The organism is Alteromonas sp. 14N.309.X.WAT.G.H12, assembly GCF_036697315.1.
Lineage (GTDB): Bacteria > Pseudomonadota > Gammaproteobacteria > Enterobacterales > Alteromonadaceae > Alteromonas.
On sequence record NZ_JBAHZB010000027.1, the window covers coordinates 17,842 to 38,693 of the forward strand.

The 20,852-nt window shown below is 46.4% G+C and carries 14 protein-coding genes; 5 read left to right on the plus strand and 9 right to left on the minus strand.

Annotated elements, in window-relative coordinates; translation table 11 throughout:
• From V5298_RS09625 to V5298_RS09645, 5 genes are all read right to left on the minus strand, one after another.
• A partial coding sequence (locus V5298_RS09625) for a TonB-dependent receptor family protein (protein WP_332931250.1) occupies positions 1 to 1,703 on the minus strand: 1,703 nt, incomplete at its 3' end.
• Between the two features lie 164 nt (positions 1,704 to 1,867).
• Complete coding sequence (locus V5298_RS09630; protein ID WP_332931251.1) at positions 1,868 to 5,215, minus strand: FG-GAP-like repeat-containing protein; 3,348 nt, start codon at positions 5,213 to 5,215, stop codon at positions 1,868 to 1,870.
• A 9-nt stretch (positions 5,216 to 5,224) separates the two neighbouring features.
• Positions 5,225 to 5,680 (minus strand): hypothetical protein, encoded by a 456-nt coding sequence (locus V5298_RS09635; protein WP_332931252.1) that lies wholly within the window; start codon positions 5,678 to 5,680, stop codon positions 5,225 to 5,227.
• A 15-nt stretch (positions 5,681 to 5,695) separates the two neighbouring features.
• Positions 5,696 to 6,355, minus strand: coding sequence for a Rieske (2Fe-2S) protein (locus V5298_RS09640; RefSeq protein ID WP_332931253.1), 660 nt, complete (start codon positions 6,353 to 6,355; stop codon positions 5,696 to 5,698).
• Positions 6,356 to 6,444: 89 nt separating this feature from the next.
• Positions 6,445 to 8,241, minus strand: a complete 1,797-nt coding sequence (locus V5298_RS09645) for a PQQ-dependent dehydrogenase, methanol/ethanol family (RefSeq protein WP_332931254.1) — start codon at positions 8,239 to 8,241, stop codon at positions 6,445 to 6,447.
• Positions 8,242 to 8,777: 536 nt separating this feature from the next.
• Between V5298_RS09645 and V5298_RS09650 the strand changes: the two genes are divergently transcribed.
• Positions 8,778 to 10,793: a sigma-54-dependent Fis family transcriptional regulator gene (locus tag V5298_RS09650; protein WP_332931255.1), complete on the plus strand. Its 2,016-nt coding sequence runs from the start codon at positions 8,778 to 8,780 to the stop codon at positions 10,791 to 10,793.
• A 287-nt stretch (positions 10,794 to 11,080) separates the two neighbouring features.
• On the plus strand, positions 11,081 to 12,286 hold the full coding sequence (locus V5298_RS09655; protein ID WP_332931256.1) for a hypothetical protein: 1,206 nt from the start codon (positions 11,081 to 11,083) through the stop codon (positions 12,284 to 12,286).
• A 129-nt stretch (positions 12,287 to 12,415) separates the two neighbouring features.
• Here the strand turns inward: V5298_RS09655 and V5298_RS09660 are convergent, their stop codons facing one another.
• Both V5298_RS09660 and aldA read right to left on the minus strand, forming a co-directional pair.
• The gene (locus V5298_RS09660) at positions 12,416 to 12,814 is read right to left on the minus strand and encodes a hypothetical protein (RefSeq protein ID WP_332931257.1); all 399 of its coding nucleotides are present in this window, start codon (positions 12,812 to 12,814) and stop codon (positions 12,416 to 12,418) included.
• Positions 12,815 to 12,961: 147 nt separating this feature from the next.
• Positions 12,962 to 14,401: an aldehyde dehydrogenase gene (gene aldA, locus V5298_RS09665; protein ID WP_332931258.1), complete on the minus strand. Its 1,440-nt coding sequence runs from the start codon at positions 14,399 to 14,401 to the stop codon at positions 12,962 to 12,964.
• Between the two features lie 544 nt (positions 14,402 to 14,945).
• Between aldA and V5298_RS09670 the strand changes: the two genes are divergently transcribed.
• Complete coding sequence (locus V5298_RS09670; protein ID WP_332931259.1) at positions 14,946 to 15,809, plus strand: hypothetical protein; 864 nt, start codon at positions 14,946 to 14,948, stop codon at positions 15,807 to 15,809.
• A 56-nt stretch (positions 15,810 to 15,865) separates the two neighbouring features.
• On the opposite strand, the gene V5298_RS09675 is transcribed toward V5298_RS09670, so the two are convergent.
• On the minus strand, positions 15,866 to 17,527 hold the full coding sequence (locus V5298_RS09675; protein WP_332931260.1) for a dipeptidyl-peptidase 3 family protein: 1,662 nt from the start codon (positions 17,525 to 17,527) through the stop codon (positions 15,866 to 15,868).
• A 195-nt stretch (positions 17,528 to 17,722) separates the two neighbouring features.
• Between V5298_RS09675 and V5298_RS09680 the strand changes: the two genes are divergently transcribed.
• Positions 17,723 to 18,256 (plus strand): DsrE family protein, encoded by a 534-nt coding sequence (locus tag V5298_RS09680; protein ID WP_332931261.1) that lies wholly within the window; start codon positions 17,723 to 17,725, stop codon positions 18,254 to 18,256.
• A gap of 24 nt (positions 18,257 to 18,280) precedes the next feature.
• Entirely contained in the window at positions 18,281 to 19,144 is an 864-nt protein-coding gene (locus V5298_RS09685) for an alpha/beta hydrolase (RefSeq protein WP_332931262.1), read from the plus strand.
• A 378-nt stretch (positions 19,145 to 19,522) separates the two neighbouring features.
• Here the strand turns inward: V5298_RS09685 and V5298_RS09690 are convergent, their stop codons facing one another.
• The gene (locus V5298_RS09690) at positions 19,523 to 20,665 is read right to left on the minus strand and encodes a N(5)-(carboxyethyl)ornithine synthase (RefSeq protein ID WP_332931263.1); all 1,143 of its coding nucleotides are present in this window, start codon (positions 20,663 to 20,665) and stop codon (positions 19,523 to 19,525) included.
• Positions 20,666 to 20,852 lie beyond the last annotated feature (187 nt).

Consider the following 20,852-nt stretch of genomic DNA (forward strand, 5'->3'; position numbering starts at 1 on the left):
GAAACAAACTCATCAAATTCATAATTTGCCAATGTTAATGCGCTACGCCATTGCCATTGTTCATTTATCTGCCACTGCGCTGCTGCTTCTAACCCATACCTGTCGGTAGCCCCCGCATTTTCATAAAATGTGCGGCCATCAATTTCATAGGCAATTAACTCATCGGTTACGGACACAGAAAACAGCGCGACATCGTAACTGAGCGAAGAAAACCACCCCCGTAAACCCAGTTCTCGGCTAACCGTATCTTGCGGTGAGAGATCAGAGTTAAAGCCCGTTCCTGTGGGGTTGGCAAATTCGGTAAATGTGGGCGATTCATAAGCGGTGGCAATGTTGATGTAGCCCTGTTGTTGCGGGCTGAAACGGTAACTCAGTCCTACACTGCCATTAAATTGATTATATTTACGTTCACCAGAACCTACATCGCTTAACCCGAGGATATCGTCGATGGTCATTTTCAGTGAATCATAACGACCGCCCAAGGAAATAATCAGCGCATCGGTGGCAATCCAGTCGGCAATCACAAAGACGCTGGCAGAATCAGCTGTCTGCTGTTCATCGGCAGTTTGGCCGGTAATTAGATTGGCAGTCGAGACACTAAAACGTTCACGATCATCTTGCTGACGGCGAAATTCAGTGCCTGCGGTATAACGAAGGGGAATATTGTCAGACTGCCAGTCCTGGCTTATCTGCACCCCTCCCCCAAAAAAGATCCGGTCGTATTGAATCAAACTGCTACCGGGGAAAGGTAATTGCTGGGTGAAGTCTCGCCAAGACACAAAGGTATTGGCTGACCAGTAACCGTTGGTGATCCCCGTATCCTGATACACCACACCAAAGGTTTGTTGATCCACCTGCTGGCCGGCATCGAGTAACTTGGCCATATACGAAGCCTGCTTTCTATCTTCAGCCACCTGAGCGGCGGTTAAACCGCCGGGATCTTCCGAGGTAGGCATATCCATTAAGGATGCCACTAAAGTCACACTGCGCTCATCGTCAAAGCGATAGCTGAATTTGCCCATCAGCGTACTTTTCTCTACCGCACTTTGCTGCCGATCACCGTTAAAATCCAAGTGACTGACACTCACAAACCCACTGGCTGATTCTGTGCTGCCTCCGGCTTGCAGGTTAACTTTATAAAAATCATCACTGCCCGCATCCAGATTCAACCGATAACCTGATAAGATCTCACCGGATTGGGTGCTAATGGCTATGGCGCCACCGGCACCGTTTCCGTACTGCACCGACGCCGCCCCTCGCATCACCTGTAGGGTATCAACGGTATTCATATCGATGCCGTCAACCTGGGTTTGCCCATCGGGTAAAGTGTAGGGAATACCATCGACTTGCAGTTGCAAACCTCGCACACCAAAGGCCGCCCGGGAACCAAACCCACGAATGGAAATACGCAGATTTTGGGCAAAATTATAGCGGTTTTGAAAATACACCCCAGGTACAAATTGCAACGCTTCATCCAGTTGCAGGCCTTCTTGTAATTGGATTTCATCGTCACCATTTACCACTGACATGGCCGCAGGCGTCTCATACAGTTCACGGGCCAAACGGGCAGAGGTGACTTCCACAATTTCCACCGCCGACTGGCCCGTTTCATTCATTTCGGCCGCGCCAGCCATGGCCGCTAGGCTCAAACTAAAAGGCAATGCCATAACGTTGGAACAAAAAACAGGACCACAAGTTCTCATGAATAACGCCTCAATGTCAGGAATGTAAATAAATAGTCTATTTCTACGATTAAAGTTTACGATGTTCAACCACTGTTCCTGACATGGTCAGAATTCAATGAATTAATATCTCCCAATCTGGGCATACCTTGTACCCGTTAAGGGCCTCGAGTTGATCCCATGCCCTAGTACTCACTTTTAATTGGCTCAGGGTGTTGCCCGTGATCTAATTCACCGTCATAACTGACCCCTGGCATGGGTTTGATGTATAAAAATTGATTTCCTTTTACATGGGAAAACTCGCTGATACTGCCGGCATTGTCAGGCCATTTCACTACTATTTTGTCGGCAACGGTGGCACTGCCAAGACCAAAATGCAACGTCGATGGTGCACTGGATAAAAAGCTGCCACCACCATGAACTTCCTGCAGTTGGGTAATATCACCGGTGGTGACGTACACTTTCGCCCCGAGCGCCCGACTGTTTTTGCCATCGGTTCGTAAGGTAATGGAGAGAAAATTATCGCCCTCGGCGTCGTTATGCCGATTGCGATACAGCAAAGGCTTGTCCTGATGATTGCTCACCAAAATATCTACGTCACCGTCCCGATCATAATCCATGCATACCACACCCCGTCCGGACAGCGTGTCGTTAATGCCCCACGCTTTTCCTTGTTCGCTAAATGTGCCGTCCTGATTTGAGATAAACAATCGACTGCGACTGCGTTCAAACTCCGCCACGGATTGCTTAAGTTTTCGGTATGCTAACGGATGACCAAATTGCTTGCTTAAAGGCAGGGGTAAATCAAACCCGTTGACGTGAAACAGATCCAGCCAGCCGTCATTGTTAAAGTCGGCAAAACAGGCGCCCCATGCCCACAAACCATTTTCGATACCGGCGTGTGCAGACACATCGGTTAATTGCCCCTTATTGTTTCGATACAGGCGATTTCCCGTGGTCCCCCAGCTACCCTCTGGCTTTCCGTTTGGATCCCAAATACTGGTAACAAACCAATCAAGATAACCATCGTTATCGTAATCGGCTATCGCCGCGCCCATACCATTTTTATCCGTTATTTCATGGTCATTCGTAACTTTCTTAAATTGGCCGTTGTGTAAACTCTGGTATACCTGACTGGTTTCAAAATCGGCCGCAAATAACAGATCTAACCAACCGTCGTTATTAATATCGGAAAAATTACTGGTAAAAGTGAAATCGGCACCACCAATAAGGTTAATCAATCCTGCAGTCCCATCGCTGGCAGTAAAATGAAGTGTCTCGTCGGTGCTGGTGTTTTCCCACAGATGATTGGGTTGCTCGCCACCGAGTCCCGGACCCCGCCAATGGTTGGTTAGAATATCAATATCCCCATCTTTGTCGTGATCGGCAAAAGCAAAAGACCAACTGGTGAACTGCACGTCTAGTCCGATGTCGTCGCTAACCACAACCCCCCCATTATTTTGATTGAGATATAAGGTTGGTGTTTGGGGATCACTCGCATTCTGCTGCCCTGCCAACGAAGGTAGAGCGTCATGCAACAAATTAGAGGTCATAATATCCAGATCACCGTCACCGTCGATATCCACCATGGCCACACCATTGCTAAGCTCTTTACCGGTGATCCCCCACGCTTTGCTGATATCGGTAAAACGGCTATTGCGATCATTGCGATACAACACGTCAGATTTGCCATCGCCGGTGACATAAAAAATATCAGGCCAACAATCGCCATTTACATCGCCCCCGGCCACGCCGCCACTAAAAATAAGCCGTTGTGCCGAGGACAATGAATACTGCTGCCAACTGATATGGTGCCGATGGGTAAGCCCGGCGTTTAGCGCGACTTCCTCAAACCCTTCGCGGGCAGCGTCCGTGAAACCCTTCGTGTTTAGTGTTTCATCGGTTTCATCCACACCACTGGCACAGCCAAAAGCGGTATCTGTCATAAGTTGTGAGTCGATTATGGGCCCGTCTACACCCTCATGTGAAAGGTTCTGCACAGCCAAGGTCTCCAGCGCCAAAGCGTCGGCCACCGGCTGCGGTGGGCCCGATGGACCGGGAAATTGGGCAACCAAACGATGCCCATCGGGAGCAGGCACCGTCGGCGCCGGGATCCACTGAGACAAACACGCTTTGTTAGTCACGCAGGGGTCCGTCAAACTGTACAAAAATGCAATTAAATCATTAATTTGTGATTCACTGAGGGTCACCCCTTGAGGCAATGAACTGGTATGATTTTTCTGCTCTAAACCTAGGTGCACCAGCGCCCCTTGAGTCAAGGAACGACTATTCGATAGTAAATCGGCCACGTACGTTAATTGTGGGTTGTCCGAAAAGGTAAAATCATAATTTTCTATGGATGCGGCGGGATCAAGATGGTGTTTGATCACCGACGCTAAATCATAAAATGCCCCGGTATGGGTATAAGGCGCAGTTTCGGCAACATTGAGCAAAGACGGCGTACGAAAACCATAGCGATCGCCGTCTTGTTGCGTTACCCCACGACGACCAAAATCCTCACCATCGGGCTGTTTACCCCGTCCAAACTGAGGGATGGCTAAATTGTGATATTTTTCATCGGTAAAGGTCGGCGGTGTATGACAGCTAATACAGCCCGCGCCCCCCTTATCGGCCTCTTGGAAAAACAACAACGCCCCCCGTTTTTGCGCCACCGTCAGGGCATGATGATTTCCCTGTAAATAATCAAACCAAGGGTTATCAATAAATATCTGCGTTGATTGATAGTAGGAAATGGCCGCTTCAATATTATCGAAGGTGATGAGCGTATCACTTGTGGCATTGGGTGCGTTAAACCCACGCCGAAATAAATCTAGCCACCCCTGTTCCCTGTCGTCTTGTTTTAGCCGATTTATAAGGGCGTCCCGTACTCCCTCATTGGTGCTTTCAGCAGCAAATGAATGCCCCCGCATTTCATCGGTAGAAACCACGGGAAACCTCACCTGCGTAGCCAGTAAATCCTGCCCGGCAGACATATCGCCTTGCCACAAATGACTGTCCGGGGTTCTGTGGGCCTGATTTTTCCCATGGTTTTGTAAGTCCCGATCAAGCACAAAAATGCGCCCGTCGTAAAACATGGAACGGTTATACAAGGAGGCGTTAAAAGTGGTTTGTGAGTGTCGAGCGACATTGGGCGCGCCATTCGCTTTGGGATCATGAGAAGCTTGCCAGTTGTGCCAGCGCCCCAGCCCCACCACATTATCATCGTAGGGCGCTTCACCCACTGGCAAACTCAGCCCATCACCACCGGCTAAATAGGGATGATGGCAGCTGGCACACGCAACGTCCTGATTCCCGCTAAGGGATTTACTAAAAAACAACTCCATGCCCAACGCATACATTGGCGACTGCTTGGAGGGCGTGTTTACCGCAATGGTAAAATCGTAGGTTTTACTCAGTGATTGGATTAACTGCTGTAAGGCCTGCTCTTCTTGCTGGCTGATTGCCGCCTGCCCAAAGAACGCAGAAAGCCCTAATAGCGCCCCAAACCATGGAAAAAACTGACGTTTTACCACAGCGCTCTCCTACTGCTGATGTAAGGCGCTGCAACTTGCGCCGCGCAGTATTTGATTGTTCACCAGACGAATTTCCACCCCATCGGCACTGGGTCTGATGCGGTTGATTTTCACCTCACCTTTGTAAAGGTTTAAGGTTTCCCCTTCTTCGCTGCCAATATGCTGGCAATTGGGGCTGTAATAGGCCGCATACTCGTGTTTATCCTGGGCCTTTTTCTCAAACACAGTAATGACACCCGTGCCGCATTCGGCCATGGCGTAAATTTCATCTTTATCTTCATACACCCGCACAGGTTCGCCCTTTTCATCGTTGATCCAGTGAATGTGTTTATCCGGTGTGCGAATAAAAAAGCCGCCCTGACAACTTACGCCAGTAATGGGCTTGGCCGCACCCCAACTCGAAGTACTCACCAGCGCCAAAATAATTGCGGGTAAGCAAAGTGTGGTTTTCTGTTTACTAAACATTGTTGTCATACCTCTTTATCTAGGGGGTTTACCGAAGCCAATCCAGGTGTTGAATGATCCTGCGACGACAATCTCATCACCCTCAAGGGTTAGCGGCAGTGCGGGTAAATTTCGCGGTGCCGGTCCCGCCATCACAACGCCGCTATTTTTCGGATTAAAAACAGACTGGTGACATGGACACATATAGTGTTCATCGTCAGTGACCCAGCCTGTGACGGGGCAGCCAGCATGGGGGCATATGGCCGAATAGGCGACAATTCCTTTTGCTGACATCGCTTTTGTTTCTTCCGACAACGCGCCTTCGGGTAATTTTTGCAACAGGATCTGGTTGTAACGAGAACCATCCCGTACCACTTCATTTTGTACATCGAAAGGCAAGATCAACTGCTGTTTATCAAGCTCGCTTAAATCTGAAATCTTGATAACTTGCCCCCGTTTTTTCTTACTAAAATACGTCAACCTATCGCCGACTTGGGGAGGAAGCCGTTCTGGCTTATTTATCGCGCCTGAGGCACTGCCCGCTAAAGCAAGGTTGGCCACAGGAATGGCGAGACTCATATATTTGAGCATATCCCGACGAAAGTGATCCTCTGGCCCCTTGTATGACGCCGCCTGACACTGACATGACATGTCATTGCTCTTTCGCGCTCTTTTATTTGATGCATGATGACTCATAGGTAAACCTCTAAACACTCAAACTTAACCACTACAAACCTTGAGAAAGAAAGCAGGGGAAGCCCCTGCTTTCATCTGCATACACAACGCTAGTCTGAAAGGGCAAATACCCAGATCACACCGCCTTCCGGCACATCTGAAATCCACTCGCCGGATTTATCTTTCGCCGCTAGCACACTGTTCGTCCACTGTGCATCCACGCCGTAACCGGCGGTAATAGCAATGTACTGCTTACCATCCACTTCGTAGCTGATAGGTGGCGCGATGGCGGTGGAATTAAGTGGAAACTCCCACAGCACTTCACCGGTTTTCTCGTCAAATGCCCGCAACATACGGTCGTTTGTTCCAGCGCTGAACACCAGTCCACCTGCGGTGGAAAGTACCGGTCCCCAGTTCATGGTTTTTCCGTAATCATGCTGCCAGACTTTTTCCCGGGTATTGATATTCCAGGCCTGAAGCTGGCCGACACCTTTATTTGGATCATCAACATAGACATCAAGGTCGGGAATATCGATGCCTGCCCAGAACTGACCGGAGGCAGGCTCAACATCATCCTGGAATTTACCTAAGAAAGAGTTACAGACGTTGTCGTTTGCAGGCACGTAAACCATGCCTGTTTGCGGGTTATAAGATTCGTAAGGCCAGTTTTTACCCCCCCATAAACTGGGACAATAATCCACACGCTTACCAGTTACCGGTACGTGATCATAATCGTAGGTAGGACGACCGGTTTTTTTATCGAGGTATTTAAAGGCGTTGTTTTTCACAAAAGGCTTGCCTTCAACATAATTGATTTCGCCTTTGTCACTCCGCTCTAGCCAATACATGTAACCATTACGTTGGGGCGAGACCAGCCCTTTGACGGTTTTGCCATCTTTCTTGAAATTCACCAACATAGGCGCATTCATAGCCGCCCAATCCCAGGAATCATTAAAGTGATATTGGTAATGACCCAGAATATCCCCGTTGTCAGGATCCATAGCGATGGATGACGCCACATAAAGGTTATCCCCTGGGCGTTGATCACCTAACCAAGGCGAGCCATTACCTACCCCCCAGTAAAGCACATCGGCTTGGGGATCATAGTTGCCTGGCATCCACATACTGCCGCCACCATACTTCCAAGCGTCAGGCCGTTTTCCTTCTTTTTTCCATGTTTCATGACCGGGCTCGCCAGGACCTGGAACACTGTAAGTACGCCATGCTTGTTTACAGGTATCGGCATCCATGGCTTCAAGGAAACCGCGCACGCCATATTCCCCACCGGAAGGGCCCACCAGAATTTTACCTTTCACCGCCGTGGGTGCAGAGGTGATATAAGCGCCAGTGCTCCAGTCTCCCACTTCTGCCTGACAAATCCTTTCACCGGTTTTTGCATCAAGGGCATTTAAGGTGCCATCCAACCCCGCCACATAAACTTTGTCTTCCCACAACGCAACGCCACGACTGGTATTGTGCATCACCGAAAGGTCGTAAGGGTTATCGTGTTTGTAGCGCCAAAATACCTGACCGGTTTTTGCATCAAGGGCAATCACATGGTTGTAAGGCGTGGCCACAAACATCACACCGTCATTCACCAATGCCGGGGCTTCATGACCGGAATCCACGTTGGTGGAATAGGTCCAAACCGGCGTAAGTTTCTTCACATTTTTCTTGTTAATTTCGTTCAGCTTACTGAACATCCAGCCTTCGTAATTCCCCTTAGGTAGCAACCAGTCTTTGGGGTTGGCTTCATTCAAACGCTTTTGCGTTACCGGTGTGTAGCCTTCAATTTCTTTTGTTAATTTGGTTAGTCCCGCAGCGGTTGCTAATGACCCCGTCATTAGCGTTGCGATCCCGATACAGCAACTTAAGTAATTTAATTTTGGAATACTGTTTTTTTTCATTGTGTGCCTCTGAGAGTCGTTTGTTACAGACTCAGACTGAAAAACAATTAACATGCCAATAACATTTAAATTGAAAAATATTTCTATCCAGCTGATTTTTAATGTTTTTTGTTAAATGGAATGGTCATGATGATTTGAGGTGTTCTTGGCGCGGTGTGAGATACGAAACAAGTGTCGCAAGGCAATTGCGACAATAAGACACGTTTGATGCACGCATTTACGGTGGTTTTTCCTCATTCAAATGGGGGAATTATGGAAAAACATATTGGCGTGGGGCGCTCAATGATTTTGGTGTGACGAACAAGGGATTGTAAGTTACTCATATTCAGTAATTTTTATTCTAAATTGAGAAACACTTAGGGATAACAAGGAGCGCTTTCCCCCCCTATGAAGCTCTTTTTGGTTGGTCTTTGCATAATTGTTACAAAAATTGCATTAAAACGTTAATCTGCTATGGTGGTCAAAATCTGTTCAGAATTACAGACTGCCACTTTTAGCTGTAAATACCCCAATTATAATGATAACGGAGTAACACTATGATGAATCAAACTTCGGGCTCTTTGGACAGTTACGGCGCACAATCATTCATGTCTTCTGAATTCAGGCACCGCAACATTCAACCTTCCGATTGCATCGCCCGTTCATGGGAAAGAAGCCTACTTAAATATGGCTTAGATCCTAATACAAAAGGCGAAATAGAAGTTTTGTCATCATCGGAAATGCGCCAACAATTGCAACAACAAGAAGACTACCTCAACATTGCACGCCAAGGACTTACCGGCCTATCAAAACGTATTGGCGACGCCGGTTATTCTGTGGTTCTCACTGACGAAACCGGACTGACGTTAGCCACAAACCTTCCCCAAAGAGAAAGAAACCGGAGTAAAGAGTCGGGCTTGCTCATTGGCGCCCGATGGGCCGAAAACCTAGTAGGCACCAATGGCATCGGCACCTGTTTAGTAGAAAAAGAATCGTTAATTGTGCATCAGGAAGAACATTTTTACCCGAGTCACAAGCAACTGAGCTGCTCTGTGACACCCATCTTTGATCCGATGGGGGAATTACGGGGCTGCCTTAACGCATCCTGTATCGGTGCAGATAAAGCCAAAGATCATCAGTTTTTAACCCTGCAGATGGTGATGATGTACGGCAGAATGATCGAAAATAGCTATTTTAGAAAGACTTACCGAAATCAGATCACCCTCAATGTACGACCGGCGGAAAGCTTTTTCGATCTTGCTCAAGAGCAACTGCTGGCGGTGAATGAACGGGGCGTGGTGATTGGCGCTAATCGCTCATCCTTTTTTGAATACAGTTCCCTGTTACCGGCTAATCAATCACTACCCGGCAGTAAACTGGAAGACATTATTGGCATTTCCATCGACGAGTTACTGACTAAAACCAACGGCGGCAGTAACGTCATTAAACTCTATTCTCCCTTGTTGTTAGAAGAAATTGAACTGGCCTTACGGGTACCTGGTCACAAAACAATTGCGCTAAATAAAAGCGTTCGCCCTGCCACTTCGTCAGCTAAGCCCAATAAGATGAACATGGGCAAACATCCTTCGCTCGAGGAACTCAGCGGCGATGACCCCAGAATGCAAAAAATTGTGCGGCAAATTTTGCAGGTAATAAACAAGGATATTCCCATTCTGATTACCGGCGAAACGGGCACAGGCAAAGAAGCCTTTGCCAGAGCCATCCATCAGGCCAGTAACCGCGCTAGTGGCCCATTCGTTGCTTTAAACTGTGCGGCCATCCCCGAAACACTCATAGAAAGTGAGTTATTCGGCTATCGTAGCGGCACCTTTACCGGCGCAAACAAAAAAGGCATGACTGGTAAATTGGAACTGGCCAATGGCGGTACCTTATTTCTTGATGAGATTGGTGATATGCCGGTGCAGTTACAAACACGGCTATTGCGGGTGTTAGCAGAGCGAGAAAGCATGCCTCTAGGCTCCAGTGAACCCATTGCGCTTGATTTACAAATCATCTCAGCGACCCACCAAAACCTTAAACTACGGATTGAGGAAAAAGCATTTCGGGAAGATTTTTACTATCGCTTAAACGGTATGCCAGTAAAACTGCCAGCGTTAAGAGAACGTAGCGACAAAGAAAGCATTATCGCCGGTGTGATCCAGCGAGAATTAAGCCACGAAGGCGATTATACCGTGACCCCGCAGGTGCTGGACATCATGAACCTGTATCCATGGCCGGGTAACATTCGCCAACTGATTAGTGTGCTCAAATACGCCGCTGCAGTAAGTGAAAACAATGAAATTAACGTAGAGTGTTTACCGGATGACATTCTTGAAAATACATCCATGCAGCCCAGTGATACAAAGCCACAATCACACCCTGAAGAAGCAAAAAGCGAAACAAACCCGTTATCGAAATACGCAGGCTCACAAGAAGGCCAGTTATTGCTAGAAACACTCAAGAAACACCGTTGGAATATCACCATGGTCTCGGAAGAACTTAATATATGCCGCTCAACAGTATATAGAAAAATGAAGAAATTTAATATTGTTCAACCCAACGATGTTTATTAAAAAACTCCTGAAAAGATAGATTCACACTTAAAAATACCCGTCATGAATTCTATATTTATAGCGGGTATTTTATTTTAGCAAAAAATATAACATCAAGTGTCGCAAACTGTTGCAACCACCTGCAACACTAGTATCAAAAACAAATTAAAATAAAAACAATAAATGAACGAAAAAAACGTTAATAATTAACAAGTAACAAAACAATAAAAAATAAATTTAACATGGCATATAGTTTGCCATCCCTTATTTGGATAACTCTGCTATTTCCATTAAGGGGACACATAAAAATGAAACTAAACAAACTCTATTTGGCCACTTCCAGCCTAGCAATAATTTATTTTTCACCCACATCTATTGCCCAAGAAGAAAGTCGAATTCAACTTTCGGGTGCAGTAATGCAAAGCTGGCAAGCGGGTATGGAGGTAGACGGTGCCGCTGCGGATCCGGGCAATGCCAATGCGGATTCTGGCTTTCACAGACTCCGTTTTGCCATCAATATTAATGCCCAGGTTACACAACGCGTGTCGGTATTTGCAGAACTGGCCGAAGAACCGAATGACTGGAACAACGGCAGTGCGGCAGTCAGTCAGGATCTTGCCTGGATCCAATTTCAGTTTTCCGATGAAATGGGCATGCGAGTAGGAAACCTCATTGCCACCACACAAAATTTCATACGCTATTCTGATGGTGCTGCCGTACAAAGTAATCCCTTTGTGGGTAACAGCCTGGTGGATATGATCACCGCGGAGGAAGGAGTATGGTTTTATGGCGTACACGACACAGGTAACGGTGATACGCTAACCTGGGATGCAGTGGTGGCCACACCGGATTTCTTTGCCGATTTTACCGACGGACGAGGCTACAATTTTGGTTTACGGGGAACCTATAACTTGCGTAGCGGCTTGTCTTTCGGGGCGGGAATGTTCTCGACTAACCACGATGTTGAAGCGGTAGCCGGAAAAACCGCAGGCTCCCTCATCGCCGTCGGTGATGGCGATAACTATCAATTTGCCAGTTCCGCCCCCAATGCCCGCGTTACTCATCCATTAATTGTACCAGGCGTGGATGCGTTTATCTGGCAAGCAGATGTACAATATAAAACTGATACCATTTTACTGCACGGCTTGTTTGGCTCGGCAAAAGACGATTACAGCTGGGCAGATGGACAAGGCACGTTCCAGACTAACTATATTGAACAGGATGCAGAAATGCAGTTCTGGTCCATTGAAGGTCGCTACATGATAAACGAAGACTTGTACGTGGCAGCCCGCTATGCCGAGTCTGACAACGAGAGTGAAGGCATTAGCGACAACAATACAGCCAGTCGTTTCCAGCTAGGCGGCGGATGGTGGATGAACGATTACACCCTTTTTAAAGCAGAGTATGTTAAGCAGGAAGAAGAACAATATTCCGGTGGTGGTACCGCGCTATTTGGTGCCGAAGGTGGTGCAGAATGGGATGGCTTTATCATTGAAGCGTCTGTGACCTTTTAAGGGCTTATTCTGCTCACAGGGTGACGAATTATTAACTCTCAGCCGCCAAATGTCTTAGGTATTTGGCGGTATATTGATCACACTTTTCACACCTTCCATTTCCCTTTCAAAACGGTTTAATCCCGTCGGTTAAAATTCATTATTAATAAGAATAAAGTGACTGTCAGAAACCCTGTCTATGGTGGCATGACAAATAACCTGATCACTATAATTAGCAGGAAATTTATTATGCATAACGGCTTCTTCAAAGGTCGTATAAATATCCAAGGAATTTACCACATAGGTAGTTTTATTTTTATTTACACCAACAAAGGAAGAAAAAGCGCCACCAATAAAAAATGACAAAGACTCCTCTACAGCAAAATCACATAAAACCAGACTTTGCAGATTAAAATCCCCGTCACACCAAGTGTTAAAATCATCTTTAACTAGGTCAAAAAAATCATCATTAAATTCCCGTAGATAAGGATAGTCCATTTCAATAACAGGCAAATTGATTCGGTTTAACTTTTTTTTAAAACGACCCATACTTATCGCACTACTGTTAATTTAAAAATTGAAATAAACGTGGACTTGCGCCACAACCGCAAAAACCGCCATTTTCGTGTGACGGTTTTACGTTATAAAAAAATCTACCGCGACAATACGACTATCCCGGTAGGCAATACGTTTTATTTAGCTTTGAATATACGCCACATGGGTACGGGTATATTCATACAGGCCATATTTACCGTCAGCGCCGCCTATACCTGACTTGCGCGTTCCCGCATGGAAGCCTTGCATAGCTTCAAAGTTTTCGCGATTAATATAGGTTTCGCCATAATCAAGCAGATTAATGGCACGCATGGCCATGGACAAATTCTGGGTATACACCGAAGAGGTGAGACCATATTCTGACGCATTGGCCAATTCCACCGCTTCTTCCAGACTATCCACAATCTGCACCGGTAATACTGGACCAAAGATCTCTTTTTTCATGATCTCCATGCCAGAATGACAGCCGGTTAATACGGTGGGTTCATAGTGAAAACCACTGCCTAAATCAGCCACTTTTCCACCGGTTACCACCTCTGCCCCTTCCCGTTTAGCGGTTTCAACCATATGGACAACTTTGTCTAAACTTGCCTGATTGATGAGCGGCCCCATTTCCAAATCCTTGTCGGTCATAGGGTTCCCAAAGCGCGTAGCCTTCATCGCTTCACTCAGTTTGCTAATAAAGGTATCGGCAACGGACGCATGCACATAAATGCGTTCGGCGCAGTTACACACTTGTCCGGTATTAATCACCCGAGATGCTTTTATAGCAGCAACGGCTAAATCTAAATCGGCATCTTCAAGCACAATAGCCGGAGCCTTCCCCCCTAATTCAAGGTTGAGTTTGGTAACATTCGGCGCCGCCGAAGCCATAATGGCAGACCCGGTTGCCACACTGCCGGTAAAGCTGATCATATCGACCTTGCTACTGCTCGTGAGTGCTTCACCGACTTGTTGCCCGGTACCACAAACAACATTAAAGACGCCATTAGGTAATCCAATTTCATCCAGTAAGCGGGTAAATTCAAAACAATTATTGGGGGTTTCTTCACTGGGTTTAATCACAATGGTATTGCCGGTGACCAGGGCCGGCGCCATCTTTCTGGCAATCAAAAAGAAAGGAAAATTCCACGGCAGAATTCCCGCCACAACGCCCAAAGGTTTTCTAAACAGAAAAATGTTCTCACCGGGACGATCACTGGTAATGATGTCCCCCTCGATACGTCGTGCCCAACCAGCCATATAATCGAGGTAATCTGCAGTAAAATTCACTTCTACTGTTGCTAGGGGCAGGATCTTTCCTTGTTCCTGGGTGATAATCGATGCCAAACGATCAACGTTCTGGCGAAGTTTATCGGCTATTTGATGAAGATATTGGGCCCGCTCGATGGCGGGCGTGGCAGCCCAACCTTGTTGCGCAGCTTTGGCAGCACTGATCGCGCGCTCTACATCGGCAACACTGGCATTGGGTACGCGAGATAAAAGCGCACCATCAGCCGGATTGGTAACGTCAATATAGGATGCTGATTCTGCTTGAAATTCACCATTGATGTAGTTTTGATATACAGGTATCTCAGACATAAGCAAATTCTCTCTGTTGAACTATGAAAAATAAATAGCAAGTCGCGTTCTCTTAGCGCGCCATTAGCCCTTAAAAAACCCGGACATATAGCAGGCAAACCCTTTAGCGCCGAACAAGACGTCAAGCTGTCTCTCCTTCGTTTTGCAATCACCACACCATTTGTTAAATATCCGTTTGTAAATATTGTAAGTTACTGAATAAAATTAATTTTCTGCAATCTATAATGTTAATTTTCTCCGCGACTCCAGCATAATAACGTGCCCCTGTTCCCCCTGAATTGCATCACTTGTCGCATGGCAAATGTCGCATTTTGCAAAAACTGATACAGCCGCGGTTAGGTCATCCCCCCACACTTTTAGCTCATCGCGTGCTGCGACTTTATTCCGTCAAGCAAAAGCAACGAAATATCAGTTAGTTAAATACAACAGGGAGGGAAGCGACGGGCGTGCTCAGCAAAGGATGTAAAGATCTTCGTTATGGTACGACAACTGCTATAGCACCTTAGGGAATTAAAATAACCGTTAAGTAAGAGGAAAAATGGCGATGAAAATAACAAACTGCAACCTACTGGTGTTGCTCACCTTAGTTTTGTTTTCTCTGGCTGCTCATGCTCAAGATAAAATCATCTGGCAACACCAGTATGACTACGTCGCAATTAAAACGGCTTCTCAAATAAACGGGGAGGCAACGTCAAACATCATCACCCAACCCATGGTGTTGCATGCCTTAACAACACTTAAATATAAAGAAAACAACGACTCCATTTTTTCGTTATCCCGAAATTCCAATCCTGTCAGCGTGTTTTCACACGACACTGCCAATGCTTTAGCCAGCAAGGTATTTCAAGGTCTGTCTCAGTTAAGCGCAAATGAAGTGGTGGTATTTTCAATCAGCGAAAAAACACCGGGCTATCTGGGAATCGACAGTAAAACCGTCACCACCACCGGCACGGTGTTTGTGACCAATAACAGCTTAAATATCCTTATTGGCGCATTACAGGTCAATATTGTGAAACGTTACATTAAAGCTGGCAATGCTATTCAAAATGGTCGAGTGCCTACCGCCGCAGAACTCGCCCACTTCCGCCTTGCTACCGGCGCCCCCGATGAGACGCCCAATGACAACTGGCAACTCGTCAACGAAGATCCGTCGTTTGTTTTAAAGCGCAGCAATTGGATATATGTAAACAGTCAGAGGAACACTACGCCACTGTCAGTGGCATCGACGCCGACCTATGCCGCTACGCCGCAAACGTTTGAGGAAATTGAAGAACCGCGGGCAGCAAATGATAACCCCACAGCCACAGTGGAAGACAGGCTTCAGCGGTTAAAATCTCTGTTTGATTCGGGGTATCTGCCTAAAGCTTTATATGAGGATAAGGTAAAACAAATCCTTGATGAGATATAAAGGAAAGAAGGCGTAATTAGCGTTCTACAGTGCTAATTACGCCGGAATGTTTAAGGTTAGAGTTTTAACACCTCTTTACCTTGTACAAAGGTGATATCAACAGGAATATTGGCTGAGGTTAATTTGGCTAAATCGGCGGCTAAGGTATCACCAATCACGCCTTTTTCAGCAACCAGTTTTGCCACACCATCATAATCACCATCCCCTTGGAGAGTAAGGATGAGATGGGAAAGGGCATCAATGGCAAGCCCCATTTTTTCCATATTCACGCGGTAGAAACCATCGGCATCCCGCTGGAAGGCGCCGTGCTCTTTGAAGAAATTAAACCGCACCATGTTCGCCTTACCATGTGCAGAACTGGCACCAAAGCGAACAGAACGGAAGATCCCCGCCATAAAGGTGACATAGTAGTCTTCAAGTTCGCCATCGGTAAGCACGCCCTTGTCCAGCAACTGTTTGATCATATACAAGCCCAGAATATCGGCTTTGCCTTCTTCTAACGCCGAGGCATGCTCTTTTAATGCCTGACGTACCGTGCCTTTACCGTTAATGGTATTTTTAATGCCCAGACCGTGAGCCACTTCATGGAACATGGTATTGGCAAAAAACGCATTAAAGGTAATGTGATCTCGTTGTTCCGGTGTAATTAATTGATCGGCAATGGGCACAAGAATATGATCAAACTTCGCCTTCATGGCATTTTTTAGCTGCAGGCGGCGTGTGCCTTTTTGCAACTGAACTTCTTCATCGTTGGGCAGGTTAATGGCAATGGTTTTGCTGCCTGCATTGGAATGCCCCGCATAATACACCACATCATAGGCGTTAAGATCCGCATCTGACCCTGGGGTTTCCGCTTTGTATTTATCATCAACGGGTAAACCCACTTGTAAGGCGGGTAAGTACTGGGCATATTTGGCCAACTTCTCGCTCCAGGCCATATCTTTTACCAACACATATGCTTCAAAAGCCGCGCGATAACCAAAAAGCTGATCTTCATAGGTTTCAATGGGACCAATCACCACATCGATGGGGTTATTCTTCATATCCATCCAGGCAAAATCCGAAGGCTGATAGTTATCGGTCACTAATGCCTCTGCACGCATGGTGAGATAATTGGCAAAGTCAGGATCGTCGGCATATTGTGCCGCATCTTTTAAAATACTGGCTGCGCGGCCAAGCTCTTCTTTATACATTTTAGAATAGGGCACGGCGACGAGCTTGCCACTTTCTGAGCGCTTAACCACGGAGTACAAGCCTTTCTTATTTACAAAGTCCTGTTGCTCAAACTCGGCTTTGGTCATATCGTGGGGATAAAATTCAGCACCAAGGGCCTTGGCGTCATACCCGCTTAAATAGGGCGTATCGCCATTTAACCGATCCCAGGGACCATAGTTAATTTCCGCGAATTTCCTCACTTTGGGATCTTGCAGCTTAGCAAGGAACTGGGTTTTATCTTCACCAAAAGCTTGTTGCCAAAAAAGATCATCCATAATTTTTGCTGCGTCGATGAGGCGGGCAATGAGTTGCTTTTGCTTCTCTGAAAGATGACTTAAATCGGAGGTTAACTCTACGGGATAGTAAATATCCAATCGCGAGACATCTGTCAGCAGCTGAACGTCTTGAGCGGGCGCGGTTTCCGGAGCCTTAGAGCAGGAAGATAAGGCACTGACACCAACCAATACCATGGCCAGTGTTTTTATTTTAAATAGATTTTTCATGATTGTTCTCATTTTTCTCATGTCGTTATACGATGCTATTGCATATCGAAAAGCCTAATACTACGCCCAAATCCGTCACTTTTAAAACTGGTGCCACAGGCTTTACCAATCATGCACAAAATATAACGAAAGTCTTATGAAGGTTCTGCATTTAGGTTAGGATAAACAAAAGACTTACACAGGATAACGACAAGAATGAAAAACCTTTCCCCATTAGGGCTGCTCGTATTGCTTTGCGCCAGCCCTGTCTATGCAGCCATGACTGATTTTAAGGCCGGCCCAGTCTTTACGGAATACGGTAAGCATGCCGCCATTGATGGTGTAACCATTGCCCCAACAGAAACCTTTAAAATTGCCTTTGATGCAGTAAAGGGAGCCGAACCGGGGAGTATTAACCGAAAATTTGACACCCTGGCCCGTTTTATCAATATGCATGTGGCCAATGGCGCCAAATTAGAGAACATTCATCTGGCGATTGTTGTTCACGGCACCGCCACTTTTGATGTATTAAGTAGTGCCGCCTATAAGCAAGTCAAAGGCGTAGAAAATGCGAACACCCCCCTCATTCAAGCACTAATAAATAAAGGTGTAAGGTTCATTGTCTGTGGCCAGTCGGCAGCGGCAAAAGACATCAGTGCTGATATGCTGGAAAAAGGCGTGGAAGTTGAACTCTCGGCCATGACCGCCCACGCCCGATTACAAAAACAAGGTTATACCTTAAACCCTTAACCTGCATTTTACCGCGAGTGACTCATGACAATGTTCCACCTTTTATCGACGTTGCGAAGCTACGTTATTTTACTTCCCGCCTCTCTTCTGTTTTTTTGCTGTCATAGCGCCAGTGCCGATGACTTTTCACTTAGCTCAGGGGCCAGTGCCGCATTAGAGGAAGCTGATTGCCCCCCCAAAGCGGCCGTGCTGATGATCCACGGCTGGGCGGGACAAAAAGATGAAGTGGGTGATATTTATAAAATACTGGCTAAACAACTGGCTGAACATTGCATTATTTCTCTGCGATTTGATGTACAAGGAGAATCGGAGCGAGAGAAAAGCAATTATACCTTAACCAGCACCTTTGCCAGTCGCGTACAGGATGCCCAGTCTGGACTTGATTACCTGCAAACCCACTACCCGAATACCCCATTAATTGTTCTTGGGTTTAGCTTAGGCGGTGCCACTGCCATGGAACTCGTTAGCCAGCATCCTGATACCTTCTTCGCCATGGTGCTGTGGTCATCGGCCATTAACCCCAGTGCCATTGCCACGGATACCGTGAATTTTACAACCATTCGTCAGGCGGTAAGTGAAGGTAAAGGTTTGATGAAAAGCTGGGCAGATTTTACCCTGACCCGGGAACATATTGTGGGTATGTTAGGCTACAATCCCCTGCGTAATTTAGGGCAGTTCAAGGGGCATATTTTGTCGATTCGCGGCTCAGACGACTTTTTGCCTGCTTATGAGGATAAAATTTTTACTGCAAGCAATGCTGTGACCGAAGATGCTTACTACCTTGGCGGCGCCGATCATATATTTCACGTATTCGAGCCAGATAAAAGCCAGAAAGCCAAGGTACTGCGCCTGACACAACAGTGGATAGCCATGGTCCTCGATAACTAATATTTCATCATTGCAATAAACCACAGGACTTACCAATCAACTCAGTATTATCGCCAATTAATTCTTTACACTAAAACCCTAATCGTAAAAACCAAAAGGGTTATAAGTAATGAATCGCCACTAGTAAGCAGAGAAAAATGTAATGGAATTATGGGTGATATTATTTTGTCGCATGATCTGTATTGCTCAAGTTAACGGAAGCGAACACTAGAGTGACTCAACGGCATCGCAAGAACCTCTTAGTATTGCGGGTAGTCGTATTAATTTCGTATGTCCCCTCAGGAACGGACCCTTTTTCATTTTAAAGTTTCACGTGAAGTTCTAGTCACGGCACGTCAAGTGGGGTAGAGAAAGCCCAAATAAATGGGCTTGGCGCCCCTATAGAGGCAGATGAGGGTATGCAAGTTGGCGGTTTTGATAAGCCAGAATATCTGGTTTTTGAATAATACCTTTTTCAACATTGATGGCTCGACGTATGGTTTCATTCTTCTGCCAGCCTTCCGGTCCGGCTGCTATGGCCGGTAAATGGACAATCAATGCAGCAGAAATTGATCGTGAGGCACTTTCCCAAAAGTAGCTGGGCGTATGATCAACGGCGTAGTAATCCACATTTTCGACTTGAAACATAGGATTTTTAAAGGTGGTTGGCCTAGCAAAATAAAACCCCATACCTTCGTCACAACTGACATCAATGATTAAACAGCCCGGCTTGAGACAAGCTTTTTCTTGTTCGATGACAAAGTCGATTGGGTCGTTGGTGTCTTGATAGATACCATTGATAATGAGCCCCGATTCGCTGATCAACTCACACAATGGCCTTTCTGTACCATCATGTTCAACCACCATCATCCTGGCTTGATCGGCAGTACCAGCTTTTAGCCAAACATAATGACAATCAAGGATCTCTTCACGGACCTCATGATCGGGCCGCTGAATGCAGATAGTAATATCGCGAAAGCCATGGGCTTTGAGCGCATAAATAGCACCACGACTGACGGCACCAAAGCTGAAGATGATCGCTTTACGCTGATTACCATAATGACCGTCTATGCCCTTAAGCTGAAGGGCGTGGATGACCCCGCAATATCCTGCCATTTCGTTATTTTTGTAGAACGTATGGCGCCCAACCTGCCCCTGGGGACCCCAGACATACATATCTTCAAATGCGATTAATGTCTGTTTTCTCTCAATGGCAATCTGGGTAATCTCTCGTTGTTGAGTGCAATGAGGATAGCCCCAGAGTACACCGCCCACCCGTAACTGCTCAAAATCGGCAAGTACCGGTTTGGCGATAATAACCGTGTTCATGGTTTCCAATAACTCGTCTCTTGATGCCAATCCCCCCACCAGAGCCGAGAGTGCAGTATCATCGATACCAAAGCGTTCGCCATAGCCGGTTTCAAAAATGAGTTGCTTGCGTATTTTTTCGGGGATCCTGGATAAATGTTCCGGATGTATCGGCACCCGCCGTTCATCTTCCTTTTTAGAGCTGCCAATAACGCCTAGTGAAGTCATATTCATGGTATTGCCTTGTGCTTGAGCGTTTGAACCAACAGGGGTTGGCAATCCTTACTACAAGCGAGAGTGAAATGTGTAGGTAATTTAGTGTGGAGAATAGGGTTTGGTGGTAAGTAAGCGATCATTTTAGACCGTTCTTCAATTCTTAAACCAAGCCTTTAAAATTAAATCATTGATAAAAACAGGAGAA

Excerpts from the sequence above, each read along its gene's own strand:
- V5298_RS09670 (WP_332931259.1), top strand. The coding sequence starts at position 14,946 with ATGAAAATAACAAACTGCAACCTACTGGTGTTGCTCACCTTAGTTTTG.
- V5298_RS09645 (WP_332931254.1), bottom strand. The coding sequence starts at position 8,241 with ATGAAAAAAAACAGTATTCCAAAATTAAATTACTTAAGTTGCTGTATC.
- V5298_RS09690 (WP_332931263.1), bottom strand. The coding sequence starts at position 20,665 with ATGAATATGACTTCACTAGGCGTTATTGGCAGCTCTAAAAAGGAAGAT.
- V5298_RS09650 (WP_332931255.1), top strand. The coding sequence starts at position 8,778 with ATGATGAATCAAACTTCGGGCTCTTTGGACAGTTACGGCGCACAATCA.
- V5298_RS09660 (WP_332931257.1), bottom strand. The coding sequence starts at position 12,814 with ATGGGTCGTTTTAAAAAAAAGTTAAACCGAATCAATTTGCCTGTTATT.
- V5298_RS09680 (WP_332931261.1), top strand. The coding sequence starts at position 17,723 with ATGAAAAACCTTTCCCCATTAGGGCTGCTCGTATTGCTTTGCGCCAGC.
- V5298_RS09675 (WP_332931260.1), bottom strand. The coding sequence starts at position 17,527 with ATGAAAAATCTATTTAAAATAAAAACACTGGCCATGGTATTGGTTGGT.
- V5298_RS09640 (WP_332931253.1), bottom strand. The coding sequence starts at position 6,355 with ATGAGTCATCATGCATCAAATAAAAGAGCGCGAAAGAGCAATGACATG.
- V5298_RS09635 (WP_332931252.1), bottom strand. The coding sequence starts at position 5,680 with ATGTTTAGTAAACAGAAAACCACACTTTGCTTACCCGCAATTATTTTG.
- V5298_RS09655 (WP_332931256.1), top strand. The coding sequence starts at position 11,081 with ATGAAACTAAACAAACTCTATTTGGCCACTTCCAGCCTAGCAATAATT.
- aldA (WP_332931258.1), bottom strand. The coding sequence starts at position 14,401 with ATGTCTGAGATACCTGTATATCAAAACTACATCAATGGTGAATTTCAA.
- V5298_RS09685 (WP_332931262.1), top strand. The coding sequence starts at position 18,281 with ATGACAATGTTCCACCTTTTATCGACGTTGCGAAGCTACGTTATTTTA.